This window comes from Myceligenerans pegani, assembly GCF_014892515.1.
In the GTDB taxonomy this organism is placed as follows: Bacteria; Actinomycetota; Actinomycetes; order Actinomycetales; family Cellulomonadaceae; genus Myceligenerans; species Myceligenerans pegani.
Window position 1 is genome coordinate 16,712 of record NZ_JADBGR010000075.1, and the last position, 18,069, is coordinate 34,780.

An 18,069-nucleotide genomic window follows, 5' to 3' on the forward strand; every position below is an offset into this window, starting at 1 on the left:
GGACCCGAGATGACGAACCGCACGGTCCTGGTCCTGCTCGACCCGGCCACCGAGATCCGCACCAGCGCCCTGGAGCTCTTCACGATCGCCCGCGGCCTCGGCACCGTCGAGGCCGTCGCCCTGGCAGGCGTCGGCGTCGAGGTGCTGGCACAGCTCGAGGCGTACGGCGTCGAGAGCGTGCACCAGGCCGAGTTCTCCGACGCCGCCGGCCGCGTCGTGACGGGCGACGAGCGGCACCTGCCCGCCGTCGTCGCCGCCGCGCTGGCCGCGGCGGTGCGCCGCGCGGACGCCGACGTCGTCCTGCTGCCGAGCAGCTTCGCGGCGAAGGAGGCGGCCGCCCTCACCGCCCACGCGCTGGGCGCCGGTCTGATCATCGACGCCGCGGGCGTGTCCGAGGGCGACGACGGACGCATCGTCGGGTCGAAGCGCGTCTTCGCCGGCTCGTGGGACACGTCGTGCGAGGTGACCACTGACGTCGCGGTGCTGACCGTCCGCGCGAACGCCGTCGTCCCCGCCCCGGCCGCGGCGCGCGTGAACACGCAGACCGAGCCGCTGCCCGTCGAGGTGCCGGAGCTGGGCGTGACGCTCGCGTCGCGCGAGGTGAAGGCCCGCTCGGGCGACCGGCCCCCGCTGGAGGAGGCGGCGATCGTCGTCGCCGGCGGGCGCGGGACCGACGGCGACTTCGGCCCCGTGACCGAGCTGGCCGACGCGCTCGGCGCCGCCGTCGGCGCGTCCCGCGACGCGGTGTTCGAGGGCTGGTGGGACACCTACGTCGGGCAGACCGGCGTCACCGTCGCGCCGCGCGTGTACATCGGCGCGGGCATCTCGGGCGCGCCGCACCACCGGGGCGGCATGCAGGCGTCGCAGCACATCGTCGCCGTGAACAGCGACCCGGAGGCCCCGATCTTCGAGATCTGCGACTTCGCGGTCATCGGCGAACTGGCGGACGTGCTCCCCCAGGCAGCGGAGGAGATCCGCAGGCACAAGGGCTGAGCGTCACGCCGGCGATCACGGTCGCCGGCGTGGAGCACGCAGAATGGAGCCATGACGTCCCTGCCCCCGCTGGTGCCCGTCCGGGAGCCGCTGCCGCCCGGCGAGCGCCGCCGTGCCGCCCGGCACCTGCTGCTGGACGGGTTCGGACCCGAGGCGCAGGCGCGGCTCGCCGGGGCGCGGGTCGTCGTGATCGGCGCCGGCGGACTCGGATCGCCCGTGCTGCAGTACCTGGCCGCCGCCGGCGTGGGCACGCTCGGGATCGTGGACGACGACGTCGTCGCGCCGTCGAACCTGCAGCGGCAGGTCCTGCACGGGGTGGACGACGCCGGCCGGCCCAAGACCACCTCCGCCACCGACACCCTGCGCGCCCTGCGCGGCCCGGGCCTGAAGCTCGCCGAGCACCGGCTCCGCCTCGACGCCGCGAACGCCCGCGAGCTGCTGGCCGGCTACGACCTGGTCGTGGACGGCTCCGACACGTTCGCCACCCGGTACACCGTGTCCGCCGCCGCCGCCGCGCTCGGCATGCCCGTCGTGTGGGGGACCGTGCTGGGCTGGGACGGCCAGGTCGCGGTGTGGTGGTCCGCCGCCCCGGACGGGCGCGCCCTCACCTACCCGGACGTGTTCGGGCCGCAGCCGCCCGAGGGCGAGTCCTGCGAGACCGTCGGCGTGCTCGGCCCGGCGTGCGGCGCCGTCGGCTCGGCCATGGCGGTCGAGGCGGTCAAGCTCCTCACCGGCACGGGCGACGTCGCCCTCGGGCGCATCCTCGTCTACGACGCGCGCACCTCGGCCTGGGACACCATCCCGCTCACCAGTCCGGGGCCACCCCCGGCGTCCGGCGACGGTCACGGGACTCGCGCGGCCCGGCCCGTCGGCGTCGATGATTCCGGCCGCCCGGGCTCCGACATCCCGCGACGCGACCCGCGGACCGTCGTCGTCCCCCGGAGTGACGCCACCGATGGCGGTGCCGGTACCGACGGGGACCTTGCCGTGCGCCTGCCCGACGGCGCGCTCGTGGTCGACGTCGGGCGCCTGCCCGCGCGCCTTCCCGCCGGAACCCCTGCCGTCCGCGCCGAGCTGGAAGCCCTCGCGGCCGGCGACCTGCCCCCGGCGCTCGCGGACCACCCGCCCGACGCGCCGGTCGTCGTCGTGTGCGAACGAGGCCTGCGATCCCGCGGCGCGGCCGCGCTGCTCGCCGACCTGGGCTGGAGCGATGTCACGCCCGCAGGTCACCTCCTGTTCACCTGACCGTTCACACCCGGACGAAGTGAGGTCACGGCCCGCTCCTAGCGTCGGCGACGACCGACCCCCCTCCCCGGTAGACCGGAGTCACCACGATGACGATCGCCCCCGAGTCGCGCCCGCTGCTGCCCGTCGCGACCACTCCCCACTACGCGCGCGGCAAGCGCGCCGCCGCCACCTGCTACTGGAAGTGCGCCGACCAGTGCGCGCACCCGGCGCCCAACCCGAGTGCCAACGAGTACTTCCGCGACGTCGCCTCCAAGGCCCTGTCGCGCCGCGTCATGCTCGGCGGCATGGCCGTCGCGGCGGGCGCGGTCGTGATCGGCGCCGAGGCCATCGGCGCCGAGCCGGCCGCGGCGAGCACGCTCGCCGGCAAGGGCCACGGGTACGGACGCGGCAAGGGCCTGTCGTTCGGCCCCATCGAGACCCAGGACTGGACCGTCGACGACGTCGTCGTGCCGGAGGGCTACGAGTGGTCGACCATCATCCGCTGGGGCGACCCGATCCTGCCCGGCGGCCACGCCTTCGACGTGACCCGGCAGTCGCCCGCGCAGCAGGCCCGCCAGTTCGGCTACAACTGCGACTACCTCGACATCCTGCCCTCGAACCCGCGCCACCTGCGCTCCATGGTCGAGACGCGCCGCGGCCGCCGCGGCCTCCTCGTGGCGAACCACGAGTACACCAACCGCGACATCATGTTCGACGACTCGTACGACGACGCCACCAAGCGTGCGATCGAGCGGGCTGCGCACGGCATGTCCGTGGTCGAGGTCGTGCGCCGGCGCGAGGGCGGGCCGTGGGACTACCTGCGGGTCGCCCCGAAGAACCGCCGCATCCACATGGACACCGAGTTCACGATCGACGGCCCGGCGGCCGGGACCGACGCGATGAGGACCGTCGAGGACCCGACCGGGACGAAGGTGCGCGGCACGCTGAACAACTGCGCCGGCGGCACGACGCCGTGGGGCACCGTGCTCTCCGGCGAGGAGAACTGGCACGGGTACCTCATCACGAGCGGCGAGGACGAGCGCGACGCCCGCTACGGCATCGAGACGGGCTCCACCCGGTACGGCTGGGAGCTCGACGACCCGCGCTTCGACACGAGGAACGCCGGCTACGAGAACGAGAAGAACCGCTTCGGCTGGGTCGTGGAGCTCGACCCCTACGACCCGACCGCGGCGCCCGTCAAGCACACCGCCCTGGGCCGGTTCAAGCACGAGGGCGCGAACGTCATCATCGCCCCGGACAAGCGGGTCGTGGTCTACATGGGCGACGACGAGCGGTTCGAGTACGTGTACAAGTTCGTCTCGAAGAACCGCATGCGCGACGGCGACGACCGCCGGACGCGCGCCTACAACAAGACGCTCCTGAGCGAGGGCGACCTCTACGTCGCGAAGTTCCAGGGCGACTCCCCGGCCGGCGAGATCGACGGCTCCGGCAGCGTGCCGTCCGACGGAGCGTTCGACGGCACCGGCGAGTGGCTGCCCCTCGTGGTCGACGGCGAGTCGGCCGTGGACGGCATGTCCGTCGAGGAGGTCCTCATCTGGACGCGCATCGCCGCCGACCGCGTCGGTGCCACCAAGATGGACCGCCCCGAGGACGTCGAGCCGAACCCGTTCACCGGCAACGTGTACGTGGCCTGCACGAACAACTCGCAGCGCGGCTCGGCGGGCCGCGAGGCCGCGACGGAGATGAACCCGCGCAACGCGAACCGCGACGGCCACATCGTCGAGATCGTCGAGGGCGACCAGACCTCGACCTGGTTCGCGTGGAACCTGCTGATCGTCGCGGGCGACCCGAGCGTGAACGACTCCACGTACTTCTCGGGCTTCCCGGCCGACAAGGTCTCGCCGATCTCGTGCCCCGACAACGTGGCGTTCGACACCGACGGCAACCTCTGGATCTCCACGGACGGCCAGCCCTCCGCGATCCAGAAGTGCGACGGGATCTTCCGGGTCACGCTCACCGGCCGCGAGCGCGGCAACGTGGAACAGTTCCTCTCGGTGCCGCGCTCGGGCGAGGCGTGCGGCCCGCTCGTCGACGTGCGCGACAAGATGGTCTACGTCAACGTCCAGCACCCGGGCGACGACGGCTCGTTCGCGGAGCCGACGTCCTACTTCCCGGACTACCTGGACGAGGGCGAGCGCGGGCCCGTGGGCTCGTGGCGCGGTCCGCGCCCGTCGACGGTCCAGGTGTACAAGAAGCACGGCGGCCGCCGCTGGTGGTGACGCCGCCGGTCGTGCCGTGACACCGTGCGGGGAGCGGGCCGCCCGGCCCGCTCCCCGCACGGGTGGGAAGTAAAAGCACCCTCCGTCGGTTCGTAGACTTGATGGACGTGACCGCCTCCCTGACCGAGCCCGCCGCCGGGCCCGGCGCCGAGTTCGCGATCGACGGCTCCGAGCCGCCGCCGGACACCGGCGCCTACCTCGACCACGCCGCCACCACGCCGATGACCTCGGCCGCGCTGGCGGCGTTCGTCGAGCACGCGCGCCACACCGGCAACGCCTCGTCCCTGCACTCGGCAGGCCGCGCCGCCCGGCGCACCGTCGAGGAGTCCCGCGAGACCGTCGCGGCCGCGCTCGGGGCGCGCCCCAGCGAGGTGATCTTCACCGCGAGCGGCACCGAGGCCGACAACCTCGCGATCAAGGGCATGTTCTGGGGCCGCCGCGCCGAGGACAAGCGCCGCACCCGCATCCTCGTGTCCGCCGTCGAGCACCACGCCGTGCTCGACCCCGCCTTCTGGCTGGCCGGGCATGCCGGCGCCCAGGTGATCCTCCTCCCCGTCGACGCCGAGGGCCGCCTCGACCTCGACGCCCTGCGCGCCGAACTCGCCGAGCACCACGCCGAGACCGCGCTCGTCTCCGTCATGTGGGCCAACAACGAGGTCGGCACCGTCCAGCCCGTCCAGGACGTCGTCCGGATCGCCCGGCACCACGACATCCCCGTCCACGCCGACGCCGTCCAGGCCGTCGGCCAGCTGCCCGTCGACTTCGCCGCGTCCGGGGCCGACGCCATGACCGTCAGCGGCCACAAGCTCGGCGGTCCCGCCGGCGTCGGCGCCCTGCTGGCACGCCGGGACCTCCCGCTCGACGCCGTCCTGCACGGCGGCGGCCAGGAGCGCGGCGTCCGTTCCGGCACCCTCGACGTCCCCGCCGTCGCGGCGTTCGCCGTCGCCGTGCGCGACGCCGTCGCCGGCCGCGAGGCCCACGCCGCGCGCATCGCCGCCCTCCGCGACGAACTCGTCGCCCACGTGCGCGACGCCGTCCCCGACGCCATCCTCTGCGGCCCCGACCCGCAGGCCGACCCCGGCGGTCGCCTGCCCGGCAACGCCCACTTCGCCTTCCCCGGCGCCGAGGGCGACTCGCTCCTCTACCTGCTCGACTCCGCCGGCGTCCAGGCCTCCACCGGATCCGCCTGCCAGGCCGGCGTCCCCCAGCCCTCGCACGTCCTGCTCGCCATGGGTGTCCCCGAGACCGCCGCGCGCGGAGCCCTGCGATTCTCCCTCGGCACCACCTCCACCCGGGACGACGTCGCACGCCTCGTCGCCGCCCTGCCGCAGGTCGTCGAACGCGCACGCGCCGCCGGACTCGTCGGAGGTGGCCGATCGTGAAGGTACTGGCAGCGATGTCCGGCGGGGTCGACTCCGCCGTCGCCGCGGCGCTCGCGGTGGAGGCGGGGCACGACGTCGTCGGCGTGCACATGGCCCTGTCGCGCAACCGCGACCGGTTCCGCACCGGCTCGCGCGGATGCTGCTCCATCGAGGACGCCGGGGACGCCCGCCGCGCCGCCGACGTGCTCGGCATCCCGTACTACGTGTGGGACCTGTCCGAGACGTTCGAGGAGACGGTGGTGGCCGACTTCCTGTCGGAGTACGAGGCGGGCCGCACGCCCAACCCGTGCGTGCGCTGCAACGAGCACATCAAGTTCGAGGCGCTGCTCGACAAGGCGACCGCCCTCGGCTTCGACGCCGTCGCGACGGGACACTACGCCCGGATCGAGGTGTCCGACGACGGCGCGGGCGAGGTCGCCCGCGAGCTGCACCGCTCTCCGAACACGGCGAAGGACCAGTCCTACGTGCTGGCGGTGATGGGTCCGCAGCGCCTGGCGCGCGCGATGTTCCCGCTCGGCGGCTTCGCGACCAAGGACGAGGTCCGTGCCGAGGCCGCGAAGCGCGGCCTGTCGGTCTCCGCGAAGCCGGACTCCTACGACATCTGCTTCGTGGCCGACGGCGACACCCGCGGTTTCCTGCGCGAGCGCCTGGGCTCGAAGCCTGGAGAGATCGTCGACACCTCGGGCACGGTGGTCGGCGAGCACGACGGCGCCTACGCGTACACGGTGGGCCAGCGCAAGGGGCTCGGACTGGGCCGCCCGGCCGCGGACGGGAAGGCGCGCTACGTGGTCGACGTGCAGACCTCGACCAACACCGTGGTGGTGGGCCCGGCCGAGCTGCTGAGCGTGAACCGGATCGCGGGGGAGAAGGCGATCTGGTTCGACGGCGTGCTCGACGCCCTCTCCTCCGACGACGGCTGGTTCGCCGCCGAGGTCCAGGTCCGCGCCCACGGCGCTCCGGTCCCGGCGCGTGTCCGGGCCGCGGGACCGGCGTCGGACACGATGGAGATCGAGCTGACCGGCGAGCCGCTCCGCGGCGTGGCGGCCGGCCAGTCCGTCGTCGCCTACGCGGGAACCCGCGTCCTGGGCCAGGCCACGGTCACGGCCGCCCGGCGGGCGTGAGGCGGTTCCACAGGAACGTCCAGTGGGTGGCCGCCATGTAGGCCGCCTGGCCGTTGTCCGCGGCGCCGCCGTGGCCGCCCTCGATGTTCTCGTAGTAGGTCACGTCCTTGCCGTGCGCGAGCATGAGCGCCGCCAGCTTGCGGGCGTGGCCCGGGTGCACGCGGTCGTCCTTGGTCGACGTGGTGAACAGCACCGGCGGGTACTCCCGCTCCCCGGAGAACAGGTGGTAGGGCGAGAACCCGCGCAGGAACTCCCAGTCGTCCGTGTCCGGGTCGCCGTACTCCGCCCTCCAGGAGGCGCCCGCCAGCAGGTGGGAGTACCGCTTCATGTCCAGCAGCGGCACGCCCACGATCACGGCGCCGAACAGCTCCGGGTACTGCGTGAGCATGTTCCCGGCGAGCAGGCCGCCGTTGGACCGGCCCTCCATCCCGAGGCGCCCGGGCTCGGTGACCCCGGTGGCGACGAGGTCGCGGGCGACGGCCACGAAGTCCTCGTAGGCCCGGTGCCGCTTCTCCCGCAGGGCCGCCTGGTGCCAGGCCGGGCCGTACTCGCCCCCGCCCCGGATGTTCGCGACCGCGTACACGCCGCCCCGCTCGAGCCACGCCCGGCCGATCGTCCCCGAGTAGGCGGGTTGCAGTGCGATCTCGAAACCGCCGTAGCCCCACAGGAGCGTCGGGGCGGCGGCGTCGCCGTCGAGCACGCCGGCGTGGCCCACGAGGAAGTAGGGCACCCGGGTGCCGTCGTCGGACGTCGTGAACCGCTGCCGCGCGACGAGGCCGCCGGCCTCGAACCGCTCCGGGGCCGACTTGAGCGGCGCCGGCGAGGCCGGTCCGCCGTCGGGGCCCGCGTCCGGGGCGGCGGAGCCGCGCGCCAGCGTCGGCGGGGTGAGGAAGCCCGTGGTCGTGACCCAGACGTCGTCCGAGTCGACGGCGTCGACCGAGCTCACGCTCACCGACAGCAGCTCGCCCGACACCGGCAGCTCCGAGCGTGCCCACGGCCGGCCCAGCACCGCGGAGGGCCCGTCCGGGCCCTCCGGCACCTCGGGCGGCGTCAGCACGAACGGCTGGTTCGTGACGTCCTCGAGGACGTTGACCACGAGATGGTGGCGCGTCCAGGCCGTCCCGGCCAGGGACGTCGTCGCGGTCGGCGCGAACAGCACCGTGAGCTGCCGCGCCCCGGCCAGGAACGCGTCGAGCGGCGCCGCGAGCAGCGACCCGGCGCGGTACGTCCCGCCGTCGGTCTCCCAGTCGTCGCGCAGTCGCACGAGCAGCCACTCCCGGTGCAGCCCGACGTTCGCCGAGTCGGGCACGTCGATCCGCACGAGCTCCTGCTCGGGCGTCCCGACCGCCGTCACCAGCCAGGTCTCGCTCGTGAAGAAGGACGGCGCCCGCACCACGAGATCGCGCTCGAACCCCGGCGTGCGCGACCGCCGCGCCGACACCACGACGTCCGTCTCCTCCCCCTCGAACACGGTCACCGCCTCCGCCATCGGCGTGCCGCGCCGCCACAGCCTCGCGATCCGGGGGTAGCCCGACGTCGTCGTCGTGCCCTCGCCGAAGTCCGTGGACAGGTACACGGTGTCCGCGTCGATCCAGCCGAGGCTCCCCTTGGCGGCCGGCCGGACGAACCCGCCCTCCTCGGCCGGCACGAACCTCTTGTCGACGAGGTCGAACTCCCGCGTGACGTCCGTGTCCGACCCGCCCGGGGACAGGTCCACCAGCGCCCGCCGCCACGGCTCACCCGCCGCGAGCTGCTCGGGGGTGGGGCGCAGCACGGACGCGCCGTGCCACACCCAGCTCTCGCCCTCCTCCTCGGCCAGCGCGTCCAGGTCGAGGACCGTCTCCCACTCGGGGTGGTCGTTCGCGTACGACGACGGCGTCGTGCGCCGCCACACCCCCTTCACGTGCCGCGCGTCACGCCAGAAGTTGTAGTAGTGCTCGCCGACCTGGGACACGTGCGGGATCTTGTCCTCCGCGTCGAGCACCTCCCTGACCTGCTTCTCGATCTCGTCGAACAGCTCGCCCCCGAGCCGGTTGGACATGTCCGCGTTGCGTTCGCGGACCCAGGCCAGGGCCTCGTCGCCGGACACGTTCTCGAGCCAGGTGTAGGGGTCGTCGGACGGATCGAGCGGGGTGGTGGGTGCGGCAGCCATGAGGGAACACTAACTTTTCACCATCGACCGCCGGGCTTCCGGGCGGCAGAAGGTGGCCGTTCCGGGGGAAAATTCCTGTTCACACCACGATTGAGGGGTACCGCCGGATTTCGTCCTGTGGTAGAACTCGAACCCTGATGAGGGCGGCCTCGCCCTCATCACGCTGCGTCAGCGGAGAGGCCCGCACACGCCCTTCCGTTCCGCGTGGCTCTGACGATGAAATCCAACATGGGGGGACCGGCTCTGTGAGCTCGACGTCTTCTACTCCGCCGAGCAGGCTGCGCCAGGTCGCGCCCTGGGTCAGCGTCGTCGGCGTCGCCGCCTTCGTCCTGGTGGCACCCGCTCTCTACACGTCGCAGTGGGGCGGCAAGACCCTCGGCTGGATCGTCGGCGTCGCGGCGATCATCCTCGCGGTGATCGCCGCGATCGTCGCACAGCGCAGCGCCAGTACCGACGTCGCCGAGGGACGGATGTACGTGCACCGGGCGCACGTGTTCGAGAAGATCGCCGAGGAACGCCGCGCGGCCCTCGACGCACTCGTGACGCAGCAGCTGCCCGCCTTCCTCGCCAACGACCCGGTGCCGCCGCTGCCCCGGATCGACGACGACCAGTCGCTCAAGCGCCTCGAGGAGGCCGGGATCGCGCTGACCCAGGTCCAGGAGGAGCGCGTGGCCCGGCGTGACGCCGTCCAGGTCGCCGTCGTCTCCCTGGGGCGCAAGGTGCAGGCCTCCGCGCATCGCATCCAGGAGGAGGCGTCGCGCATGGTGCAGCGCCACCCCACCGACCCGGACATCCTGCAGACGTCGATGCGCGTCGACCACGCCGCGGCGCAGCAGGCGCGGCAGGCCCAGAGCCTCGCCGCGCTCTGCGGCGAGTGGCCGGGCCAGCAGTGGAACGAGCCCCTCGCGCTGCCGGACGTCGTGCAGGGCGCGGCCGGGCGCATCACGGCCTTCCATCGCGTCGAGGTCTCGGGCGACCCCGGTGTCGCCGTCTCCGCGCGGATCGTCGAGCCGCTCATCCACCTCGTGGCCGAGCTCCTGGCGAACGCCACGCAGTCCTCCCCGCCCACCACGCAGGTGCTCGTCGCCCTGCGCCAGGTCCAGCGGGGCGCGGTCATCGAGATCGACGACTGCGGCGTCGGGCTGGACGCCAAGCAGCTCGACCAGGCGCGCGACATCGCCTCGGGCAAGAAGCAGGTCAGCATCACCGACCTGGGCGAGATCCCGCAGACCGGCCTCGCCGTCGTCGGCACCTACGCGCGGCGGCACGGGTTCCGCGTCGACATCACCGAGTCCGTCTACGGCGGCCTGCGCGCGATCGTGATGATCCCGGGCGAGCTGACGGAGCCCGTGGCTCCCTCCAGCCTCGGCAACACCGGTGGCGGGGAGGCCGTGCGCGTCCCGTCGGTGCCGACCGGACCGAGCCTGCCCACCCGCGGGACGGCGTCGGCGGCGACCGCGATCGCCGACGTCTCGGCCCCGGCGGACCTGCCCACGCCGCGCACGGAGGCGCCCGCGGCGGGCGGGCGCACCGAGCCCGCCACGCCCTTCTCCGGGGCCGTTCCGGCCGTCACCGCCACGCCCGAGGCGGCGCCCGCCGCGGACGACGAGGCCGACGAGAAGGAGCCCACGCTGAGCGACGAACCATGGTCCACTCGGTCGACCTTCTCGTCGACGACCGTCACCGACCGGCCGCGGCGCGGCCCCGAGCCTCAGGAGGGGCCCGACACGACGACCACGACATCGCCGGACGCACCGGCAGAGACCCGTCCGGCCCGTACCGGCGCGGACGACGACGAGTTCCCAGAGCCGATTGCCTTGCCGCAGCGGCGCTCACGTCGCGAGGAGGCCGAAGCCATCGATCCCGCAGGATCCGGGGAGTCCAACGGCAGGCAGAGCAAGCCCGCCCGGCAGCAGACGGCGGAGGAGGCCGGCCAGTGGATGGGCGCCTTCTTCAGCGTGGAGCAGACCCCTGGGAACGCAACTGACAGCAGCGATCCGTCGGCGGACGCCGGCGCGACTTCGGAGGACCGATGACCACGCAGGCCGAAGGCATGACACAGGCCGACGAGAACAGCTGGATGCTCGAGCTCATCAGTGGCGTGCGCGGGGTACGCCACGTCGTGGTGCTCACGTCGGACGGCCTGATGAAGGTGCGGACCGACCACACTCCGCTGGACGTCGCGGACAAGGTCTCGGCCGCATGCGCCGGATTGGCGGCGCTCGGAATCGGTATGAGCAGGGAGTTCGGTACCAGCGACTCCATCCGCCAGATCGTGGTGGAGTTCGAGGGCGGCTTCCTGTTCGTCCGCGGTGCCGGTGACGGCTCGCGGCTCGCGGTGGTCACCGAGTCGAACATCGACCCGGCCCTCGTCGCGCAGCAGATGCAGGCGCAGGTGCTCATGATCGGGGAACGCACCCTGGGTACCGAGGCCAGGGAGAACTGACCTCGTCGAGGAGAGGCGGTAGCTCTATATGTCACAGGGGGACGAGTATCGGGACCATCCGGTCCGTTCGTATGTCCTGACGTCCGGGCGCGCGCACCCGACCCGCAACACCCTGCGCCCGGAGACGCTGCTGGTCGCGGTCGACGGCCGGCCGGCACCGACGACCGCGACCCGCCAGCAGCGCGACCTGGTGCGCCTCTGCCGGGGGACGCTCGCGCTCGCCGAGGTCGCCGCCTATCTGGCCCTCCCGGTCAGCCTGGTCGCGGTGCTGGTCTCCGACCTGGTCGACTCCGGCCACCTCACGATCCGTTCCAACCACCAGGCGCACGTCCTGCCCGGGAGGGACATCCTGGAGAAGGTGCTCGATGGACTCCGCAACATCTGAATCGGCATCCGGATCGGCGATGCCAGGTCAGCATCTCGCGCCGTCGGTGGCGCGTTCGGTGAAGGTGCTCGTGGTGGGCGCGTTCGGGGTGGGCAAGACGACCCTGATCGGCTCCGTGAGCGAGATCGAGCCCCTCCGCACCGAGGAGCAGATCACGACGGCGGCCGTCGGCGTCGACCCCGGCCTGCCCGAGAAGCAGACGACGACGGTCGCCCTGGACTTCGGGCGGCTCACGATCTCGCAGGAGATCGCGCTGTACATGTTCGGCACGCCCGGGCAGCGGCGCTTCTGGGACCTGTGGGCAGGGCTGGCCGACGGCGCCGTGGGCGCGCTGGTCATGGTGGACACCCGGAGCATCGAGGCCTCGTTCGAGGTCCTGGACCAGCTCGAGCTGCGCACCAAGATGCCGTTCGCCGTGGTGATCAACCAGTTCCCCGACTCGCCGCAGTATCCGGTGGAGCGCATCCGCGCCGCGCTCGACCTGCTGCCGACGACACCGATCGTGCGGTGCGACGCGCGCAACCGGACGTCGTCGGCGCAGGCGCTGATCCAGCTGGTCGAGCATGCCCTGACCTTCCCAGCCTTCCAGAAGGCGCCCGCGTGACGCGGGCGGCCGGGAGCCGCACATGCAACCCAGGAGGCTGAACGTGGGCCCCGACCGGACCAGGCTGGAGAACGTGCCCTACCGGCCGGTACTGCTCGGCGAGCGCGACGTGCTGGACCCGTACACCGACTACGAGCGCCTGCGCGAGAAGTGGGGTCCCCTCGCGCCCGTGGACATCGTCCCCGGCGTGCCGGCCTGGCTCGTGCTGGGCTACGAGGAAGCGGCCTCGATGCTGCGCAGCGAGATCATGTTCTCGCGCGACCCGCGCAACTGGACCTACGTGCGGCGGCGCGCGCTCCCGGCCGGCCTGCTCGCCGTCATGGCGCCGCGGGAGAACGCCTACTACGTGGACGGGCCACGGCACCGCCGGCTGCGGGCGCCGATCGACGACGCCTTCACGACGATCGACGAGACGCGCCTGCGCGTGTCCGTGGAGGTGGCGTGCGACGCGATCCTGGACGGCCTGGCCGGGCGGGGCGAGGCCGACCTGATCCAGGACTTCACCGTGCCGCTGTGCGTGCACGTGCTCGCCGAGCTGCTGGGCCTGAGCCACTCCGACGCGCAGCGGATGAGCGTGCTGACCCGCGACATCTACGCGGCCTCGGACGCGGCGGTGGCCGCGTCCGAGGAGATCATGCAGATCATGATGGAGCACGTGGCCGCCCACCGGCTCGAGCCCGGCGAGGACCTGACCACGGCGATGTTCGAGCACTCCGCGATGGACAACGACGTCGAGGTCATGACCACGCTCGCCGAGATGTTCGTCATCGCCCACGACGCCGAGACCGCCTGGGTGGCCGGCGCGCTGCACATGCTGCTGACCGACGACCGCTTCGCCGCGCGGCTGTACGGCGGGCGGCTCGACGTGACGGGTGCCGTGGACGAGGCGTCGCGGATCCGCCCGCCGGTGGTCAACGTCCTGCCCCGCTTCGCGCGTCAGGACTGCGAGCTCGGGGGGCGCCTGGTGGCGGCCGGGGACGCCCTGATCCCCGCGATCGCCTCCGCGAACGCGGACCCGGCCCTGGCGATCGACGACCCGCTGTCCGACGCCGGCGGCCGGTACCACCTGACCTGGGGCGTGGGGCCGCACAGCTGCCCGGCGCAGCGGGTGGCCTCCATCATCGGGCGCACGGCGATCTCGGCGGTGGTGCACCGGATCCCGCAGATGCGCCTCGACGTGGCCCCGGAGGACATCCGGATGGTGCGCTCCCTCTGGACGCGGTACCCGACCGCCCTGCCCGTCCGGTTCATCGAGCCGCTCCAGGCCAGCCGCTGGTGAGCGGCGCGGTCCGGCTCGAGATTTTTCACCCGCGCGAGGTGAACATTTCTCGCAAACCCCCTGTTCCTCTGCGGGGTCATGGCGCTACCATTCGACCGGATTGTCGCAAGGAAGATAATTTCCGGCCGAAGGAGCAGGGGAAACAGTGAGGATTGCCGTCGTCGGAGCCGGTTTCGCGGGGCTCGCCACCGCGAAGGTGCTCAAGGAGCTCGGGCACGAGGTCACGATCTACGAGAAGGCGCCCGACGTCGGCGGCGTGTGGAGCGTGACGCGCCGCTACACGGGTCTGCGCACGCAGAACAACCGTGACTCCTACGCGTTCTCCGATCTGCCGATGCCCAAGGAGTACCCGGAGTGGCCGACGGGGACGCAGGTCCAGGCCTACCTCGAGCAGTACGTGCGCACGTTCGGCCTCAAGCCCACGCTGCGTCTGTCCACCGAGGTGGTGCGCGCCGAGCCGACCCCTGAGCAGGACGGCTGGCTGGTGACCGCACGCCCGTCCGGGGCGCCGCTGCGCGCCCCCGAGCGCTTCGACCACCTCGTCGTCGCCAACGGCATCTTCTCCGACCCGGTCCTGCCCCGCTACGAGGGCTACCCCGACCTGGTGCGCGCGGGCGGGCGGCTCATCGCGTCCAGCCAGCTGAACGACGTCGGGTCGGTGCGCGGCAAGCACGTCGTCGTCGTCGGCTACGGCAAGTCCGCGTGCGACGTCGCCGCCGAGATCGGCGAGGTCGCCGCCAGCACCACCGTCGTCGCCCGGCACCTGCTGTGGAAGATGCCGAAGAAGATCGGCAACGTCCTGAACATGAAGTACCTCCTGCTCAACCGGCTGGGCGAGAACCTGTTCCGCTACCAGACGCAGGAGACCGGCATGGAGCGGTTCCTGCACGGCGCCGGCAACCCGGTCCGGCAGGGGATGATCGACTCGCTGGGTGCGTTCGTGACGGCCCAGCTGGGGCTGAAGAAGCTCGGCCTGGTGCCGCACGGCGAGTTCTCCGACATCGCCAGCAGCACCATCTCCCTGTCGACCGACGGGTTCTACGAGCAGATCGCCGCCGGGACGATCACGGTCCACCGCGACGCCGAGATCGCGCGGTTCGTGGTCGGCGACGACGGGCAGCCGGTCGCCGAGCTCACCGACGGCGCGACCGTGCGGGCCGACGTCGTCGTCTGCGGCACCGGCTTCCACCAGCGGATCCCGTTCCTGGACGACTCCATCTCGAAGCGCCTCCAGGACGAGGACGGCAACTTCGAGTTCTGGCACCAGATCCTCCCGCACGACGTGCCCAACCTGACCTTCGCCGGGTACAACTCGTCGCTCTTCAGCCCGCTGTCGGCGGAGGTGGGCGCGCTGTGGATCGGCGCGTACCTGGCCGGGGTCATCGAGCTGCCGCCGCTCGAGGAGCGGCGCGCGGCGGTCGCCGAGCGCGTGCGGTGGATGAAGGAGCGCACCAAGGGCAAGCACGCGCGCGGCACCAACGTCATCCCGTTCTCCATGCACAACATCGACGAGACGCTCTCGGACATCGGCATCGACGTCTCGCGCGGCACGAAGATCAAGCAGTGGCTGCTGCCCCTGGACCCCGGTGACTACGCGCCTCTCCTCCCGCGGCTCAAGGAGAAGATCGCGAACCACGTGGTGGTCGTCGACGCCTGAGTGGTCGGCGAGGGCAGCGGGGGGGGCGGCGCCGCTCGCGTCGTCGATGTCAGACAGGCGGGCCATGATGGACCCGTGACCGAGCGCAACATCAAACCCCAGTCAGTCGTCCTCGAGGACGCGCCGACCGACACCGCCGACGCGGCCGACGACCAGATCGCCGCCCGGCGACGGTGGGCGGAGCTCGCCCAGCGCATCGAGGCGGCCCGCGAGGCGTACTTCGCCCGTGACGCCCCGGAGGTGTCGGACGCCGAGTACGACGGCTGGATGCGCGAGCTGACGGAACTGGAGGCGCGGTTCCCCTCGCTGGTCACTCCCGAGTCGCCCACGCAGACCGTCGGGGGTGCGGCCGCCGCGGGCTTCGCCACCGTCCGGCACATCGAGCGGATGCTGTCGCTGGACAACGTGTTCAGCACCGACGAGCTGGCGGAATGGGCGGCCAGGGTGCATCGCGACCTCGGCATGGCCGAGGACGAGGCGCCGGGCTACCTGTGCGAGGTCAAGATCGACGGGCTCGCCATCTCCCTCGTCTACGAGAAGGGCCGGCTCGTCCGCGGCGTGACGCGCGGGGACGGCCGCGAGGGCGAGGACGTCACGCGCAACGTCCTGCGCGTCGCCGGCATACCGCGACGGCTCGAGGGCGACGGGCACCCCGATCTCGTCGAGGTGCGCGGCGAGGTCTTCATCCCCGTGGCCACGTTCGCCCGGCTCAACGAGCTGCAGGAGCAGTTCCGCGAACGGGTCGTGGAGGAGAGCCGGGAACGCGCGGCGGGCCACGGCGGGGGCAGGCCGTTCGACGAGGAACGGGCCCGCCTCGCCGCGCTGCGCCGGTTCCCGCAGTTCGCGAACCCGCGCAACGCCGCGGCCGGCGGGCTGCGGCAGCTCCTGGACCAGAAGGACGGGCTCAACCTGGAGGCAGGACTCGCCCGCCTGGAGGGGCTGCGCATGTACGCCCACGGCGTCGGCGCGTTGCAGTGGACCTCGGGGGAGCACGCGGAGCTCGCCAGGCAGTCGGACGCCTACGGGCTCTTCGAGCGGTGGGGCATCCCGGTGTCCCCGCACAACCGGGTGGTGGACGGGCTGGCCGGTGCGCTCGAGATGATCGAGTACTTCGCCGAGCACCGGCACGACATCGAGCACGAACTGGACGGCATCGTCGTCAAGGTGGACAGCCGCGAGCAGCAGCGCAGCCTCGGCGCCACCAGCCGCGCGCCGCGCTGGGCGATCGCCTACAAGTACCCCCCCGAGGAGGTCAACACCCGCCTGCTCGCGATCCAGATCGGCGTCGGGCGCACCGGCCGCGCCACGCCGTACGCGGTGATGGAACCGGTCACGGTCGCGGGCTCCACCGTCCGCCAGGCCACCCTGCACAACCAGGACGTGGTGCGCGCCAAGGGAGTCCGCATCGGTGACGTGGTCGTGCTGCGCAAGGCGGGCGACGTCATCCCCGAGATCCTCGGCCCCGTCGCGGCCCTCGCCGACGACGGCTACCCCCGCGAGGACTTCGTCATGCCCGCCGAGTGTCCCGAGTGCGGCACGGCGCTGCGCCCGATGAAGGAGGGCGACGTCGACCTGCGCTGCCCCAACGCCGAGTCCTGCCCCGCGCAGGTGCGGGGGCGCGTCGAGCACATCGGCTCCCGCGGCGGCCTCGACATCGAGGCGCTGGGCGAGGTGACGGCCGCGGCGCTCACCCAGCCGCGGGTCCCCGCCACGCCGCCGCTGCGCACCGAGGCCGGGCTGTTCTCCCTCACGCTGGAGGATCTCGTCCCGATCGAGGTCGTCGTCCGTGACGCCGAGACCGGCGAGCCCAAGGTGGACGACGACGGCGTGGCCCGGGTGCGCAAGCCGTTCCAGAAGACGTCGAAGGTCTACCCGCCGGGGACGGAGGACATGGACCCGGCCGAGCGACGCCGCGCGGGCATCCGCAAGGACCACGAGCTCGTGGAGCCGTCCGTGCAGGCCACCAAGCTGCTCGACGAGCTGGAGCGGGCCAGGACCAAGGAGCTGTGGCGGCAGCTCGTCTCGCTCAACATCCGGCACGTCGGGCCGGTCGCCGCCCGCGCGCTGGCCGACTGGTTCGGCTCGCTGGACCACATCCGAGCGGCCTCGCGGGAGGATCTCGCCGCCGTCGACGGCGTCGGCCCGGTCATCGCCGACGAGGTGCTCGCCTGGTTCGAGGTCCCGTGGCACGTACAGATCGTCGAGGCGTGGCAGGCGGCCGGGGTGCGGTTCGCCACGCCGGATCACCCGGGGCCGGAGGCGATGGCCGCGAAGGCGGCCGAGGGCGCCGAGCCGGAAGGCCCGCTGGCCGGCCTGACCGTCGTGGTGACCGGGTCCCTGGTCGACTTCACGCGCGACGGCGCGAAGGAGGCGGTCATCGCCGCCGGCGGCAAGTCTGCCGGATCGGTCTCGAAGAAGACCGACTACGTCGTCGTGGGGGAAAAGGCCGGATCGAAGGCGGCGAAGGCCGAGGAACTCGGTTTGCCCATCCTCGACGAGGACGGCTTCAAGGCGCTCCTGGAGGGAGGCCCGGCGGCGCTGTCCTCCGAGTAATGTCGATGATCTGCAATCTTCTGCTTGACG

13 protein-coding genes are annotated in these 18,069 nt (G+C 72.7%); 12 read left to right on the plus strand and 1 reads right to left on the minus strand.

Annotated elements, in window-relative coordinates:
* Positions 1–9 precede the first annotated feature (9 nt).
* From IIE03_RS09830 to mnmA, 5 genes are all read left to right on the plus strand, one after another.
* Positions 10–993: an electron transfer flavoprotein subunit alpha/FixB family protein gene (locus tag IIE03_RS09830; protein WP_192862578.1), complete on the plus strand. Its 984-nt coding sequence runs from the start codon at positions 10–12 to the stop codon at positions 991–993.
* Between the two features lie 51 nt (positions 994–1,044).
* Positions 1,045–2,238 (plus strand): HesA/MoeB/ThiF family protein, encoded by a 1,194-nt coding sequence (locus IIE03_RS09835; RefSeq protein ID WP_192862579.1) that lies wholly within the window; start codon positions 1,045–1,047, stop codon positions 2,236–2,238.
* 89 nt (positions 2,239–2,327) lie between these two features.
* Positions 2,328–4,460: a PhoX family protein gene (locus IIE03_RS09840; RefSeq protein ID WP_192862580.1), complete on the plus strand. Its 2,133-nt coding sequence runs from the start codon at positions 2,328–2,330 to the stop codon at positions 4,458–4,460.
* A gap of 101 nt (positions 4,461–4,561) precedes the next feature.
* Positions 4,562–5,842 (plus strand): cysteine desulfurase family protein, encoded by a 1,281-nt coding sequence (locus IIE03_RS09845; protein ID WP_192862581.1) that lies wholly within the window; start codon positions 4,562–4,564, stop codon positions 5,840–5,842.
* Entirely contained in the window at positions 5,839–6,963 is a 1,125-nt protein-coding gene (mnmA, locus tag IIE03_RS09850; protein ID WP_192862582.1) for a tRNA 2-thiouridine(34) synthase MnmA, read from the plus strand. Before IIE03_RS09845 ends, mnmA begins: the two co-directional genes overlap by 4 nt.
* Here the strand turns inward: mnmA and IIE03_RS09855 are convergent.
* A complete protein-coding gene (locus IIE03_RS09855) occupies positions 6,941–9,115 on the minus strand; it encodes a prolyl oligopeptidase family serine peptidase (protein ID WP_192862583.1) in 2,175 nt (724 codons plus the stop codon). The genes mnmA and IIE03_RS09855 overlap by 23 nt on opposite strands.
* 245 nt (positions 9,116–9,360) lie before the next feature.
* Between IIE03_RS09855 and IIE03_RS09860 the strand changes: the two genes are divergently transcribed.
* From IIE03_RS09860 to ligA, 7 genes are all read left to right on the plus strand, one after another.
* A complete protein-coding gene (locus tag IIE03_RS09860) occupies positions 9,361–11,151 on the plus strand; it encodes an ATP-binding protein (RefSeq protein WP_192862584.1) in 1,791 nt (596 codons plus the stop codon).
* Positions 11,148–11,561, plus strand: coding sequence for a roadblock/LC7 domain-containing protein (locus IIE03_RS09865; RefSeq protein WP_225997541.1), 414 nt, complete (start codon positions 11,148–11,150; stop codon positions 11,559–11,561). Before IIE03_RS09860 ends, IIE03_RS09865 begins: the two co-directional genes overlap by 4 nt.
* A gap of 28 nt (positions 11,562–11,589) precedes the next feature.
* A complete protein-coding gene (locus IIE03_RS09870) occupies positions 11,590–11,946 on the plus strand; it encodes a DUF742 domain-containing protein (protein ID WP_192862585.1) in 357 nt (118 codons plus the stop codon).
* Positions 11,947–11,965: 19 nt separating this feature from the next.
* Positions 11,966–12,550: a GTP-binding protein gene (locus IIE03_RS09875; protein WP_192862586.1), complete on the plus strand. Its 585-nt coding sequence runs from the start codon at positions 11,966–11,968 to the stop codon at positions 12,548–12,550.
* Positions 12,551–12,572: 22 nt separating this feature from the next.
* Positions 12,573–13,829, plus strand: a complete 1,257-nt coding sequence (locus IIE03_RS09880; RefSeq protein WP_192862587.1) for a cytochrome P450 — start codon at positions 12,573–12,575, stop codon at positions 13,827–13,829.
* 145 nt (positions 13,830–13,974) lie between these two features.
* Positions 13,975–15,486: a flavin-containing monooxygenase gene (locus IIE03_RS26705; protein WP_192862588.1), complete on the plus strand. Its 1,512-nt coding sequence runs from the start codon at positions 13,975–13,977 to the stop codon at positions 15,484–15,486.
* A 75-nt stretch (positions 15,487–15,561) separates the two neighbouring features.
* Positions 15,562–18,039, plus strand: coding sequence for an NAD-dependent DNA ligase LigA (gene ligA / locus IIE03_RS09890; RefSeq protein WP_192862589.1), 2,478 nt, complete (start codon positions 15,562–15,564; stop codon positions 18,037–18,039).
* Positions 18,040–18,069: the final 30 nt, after the last annotated feature.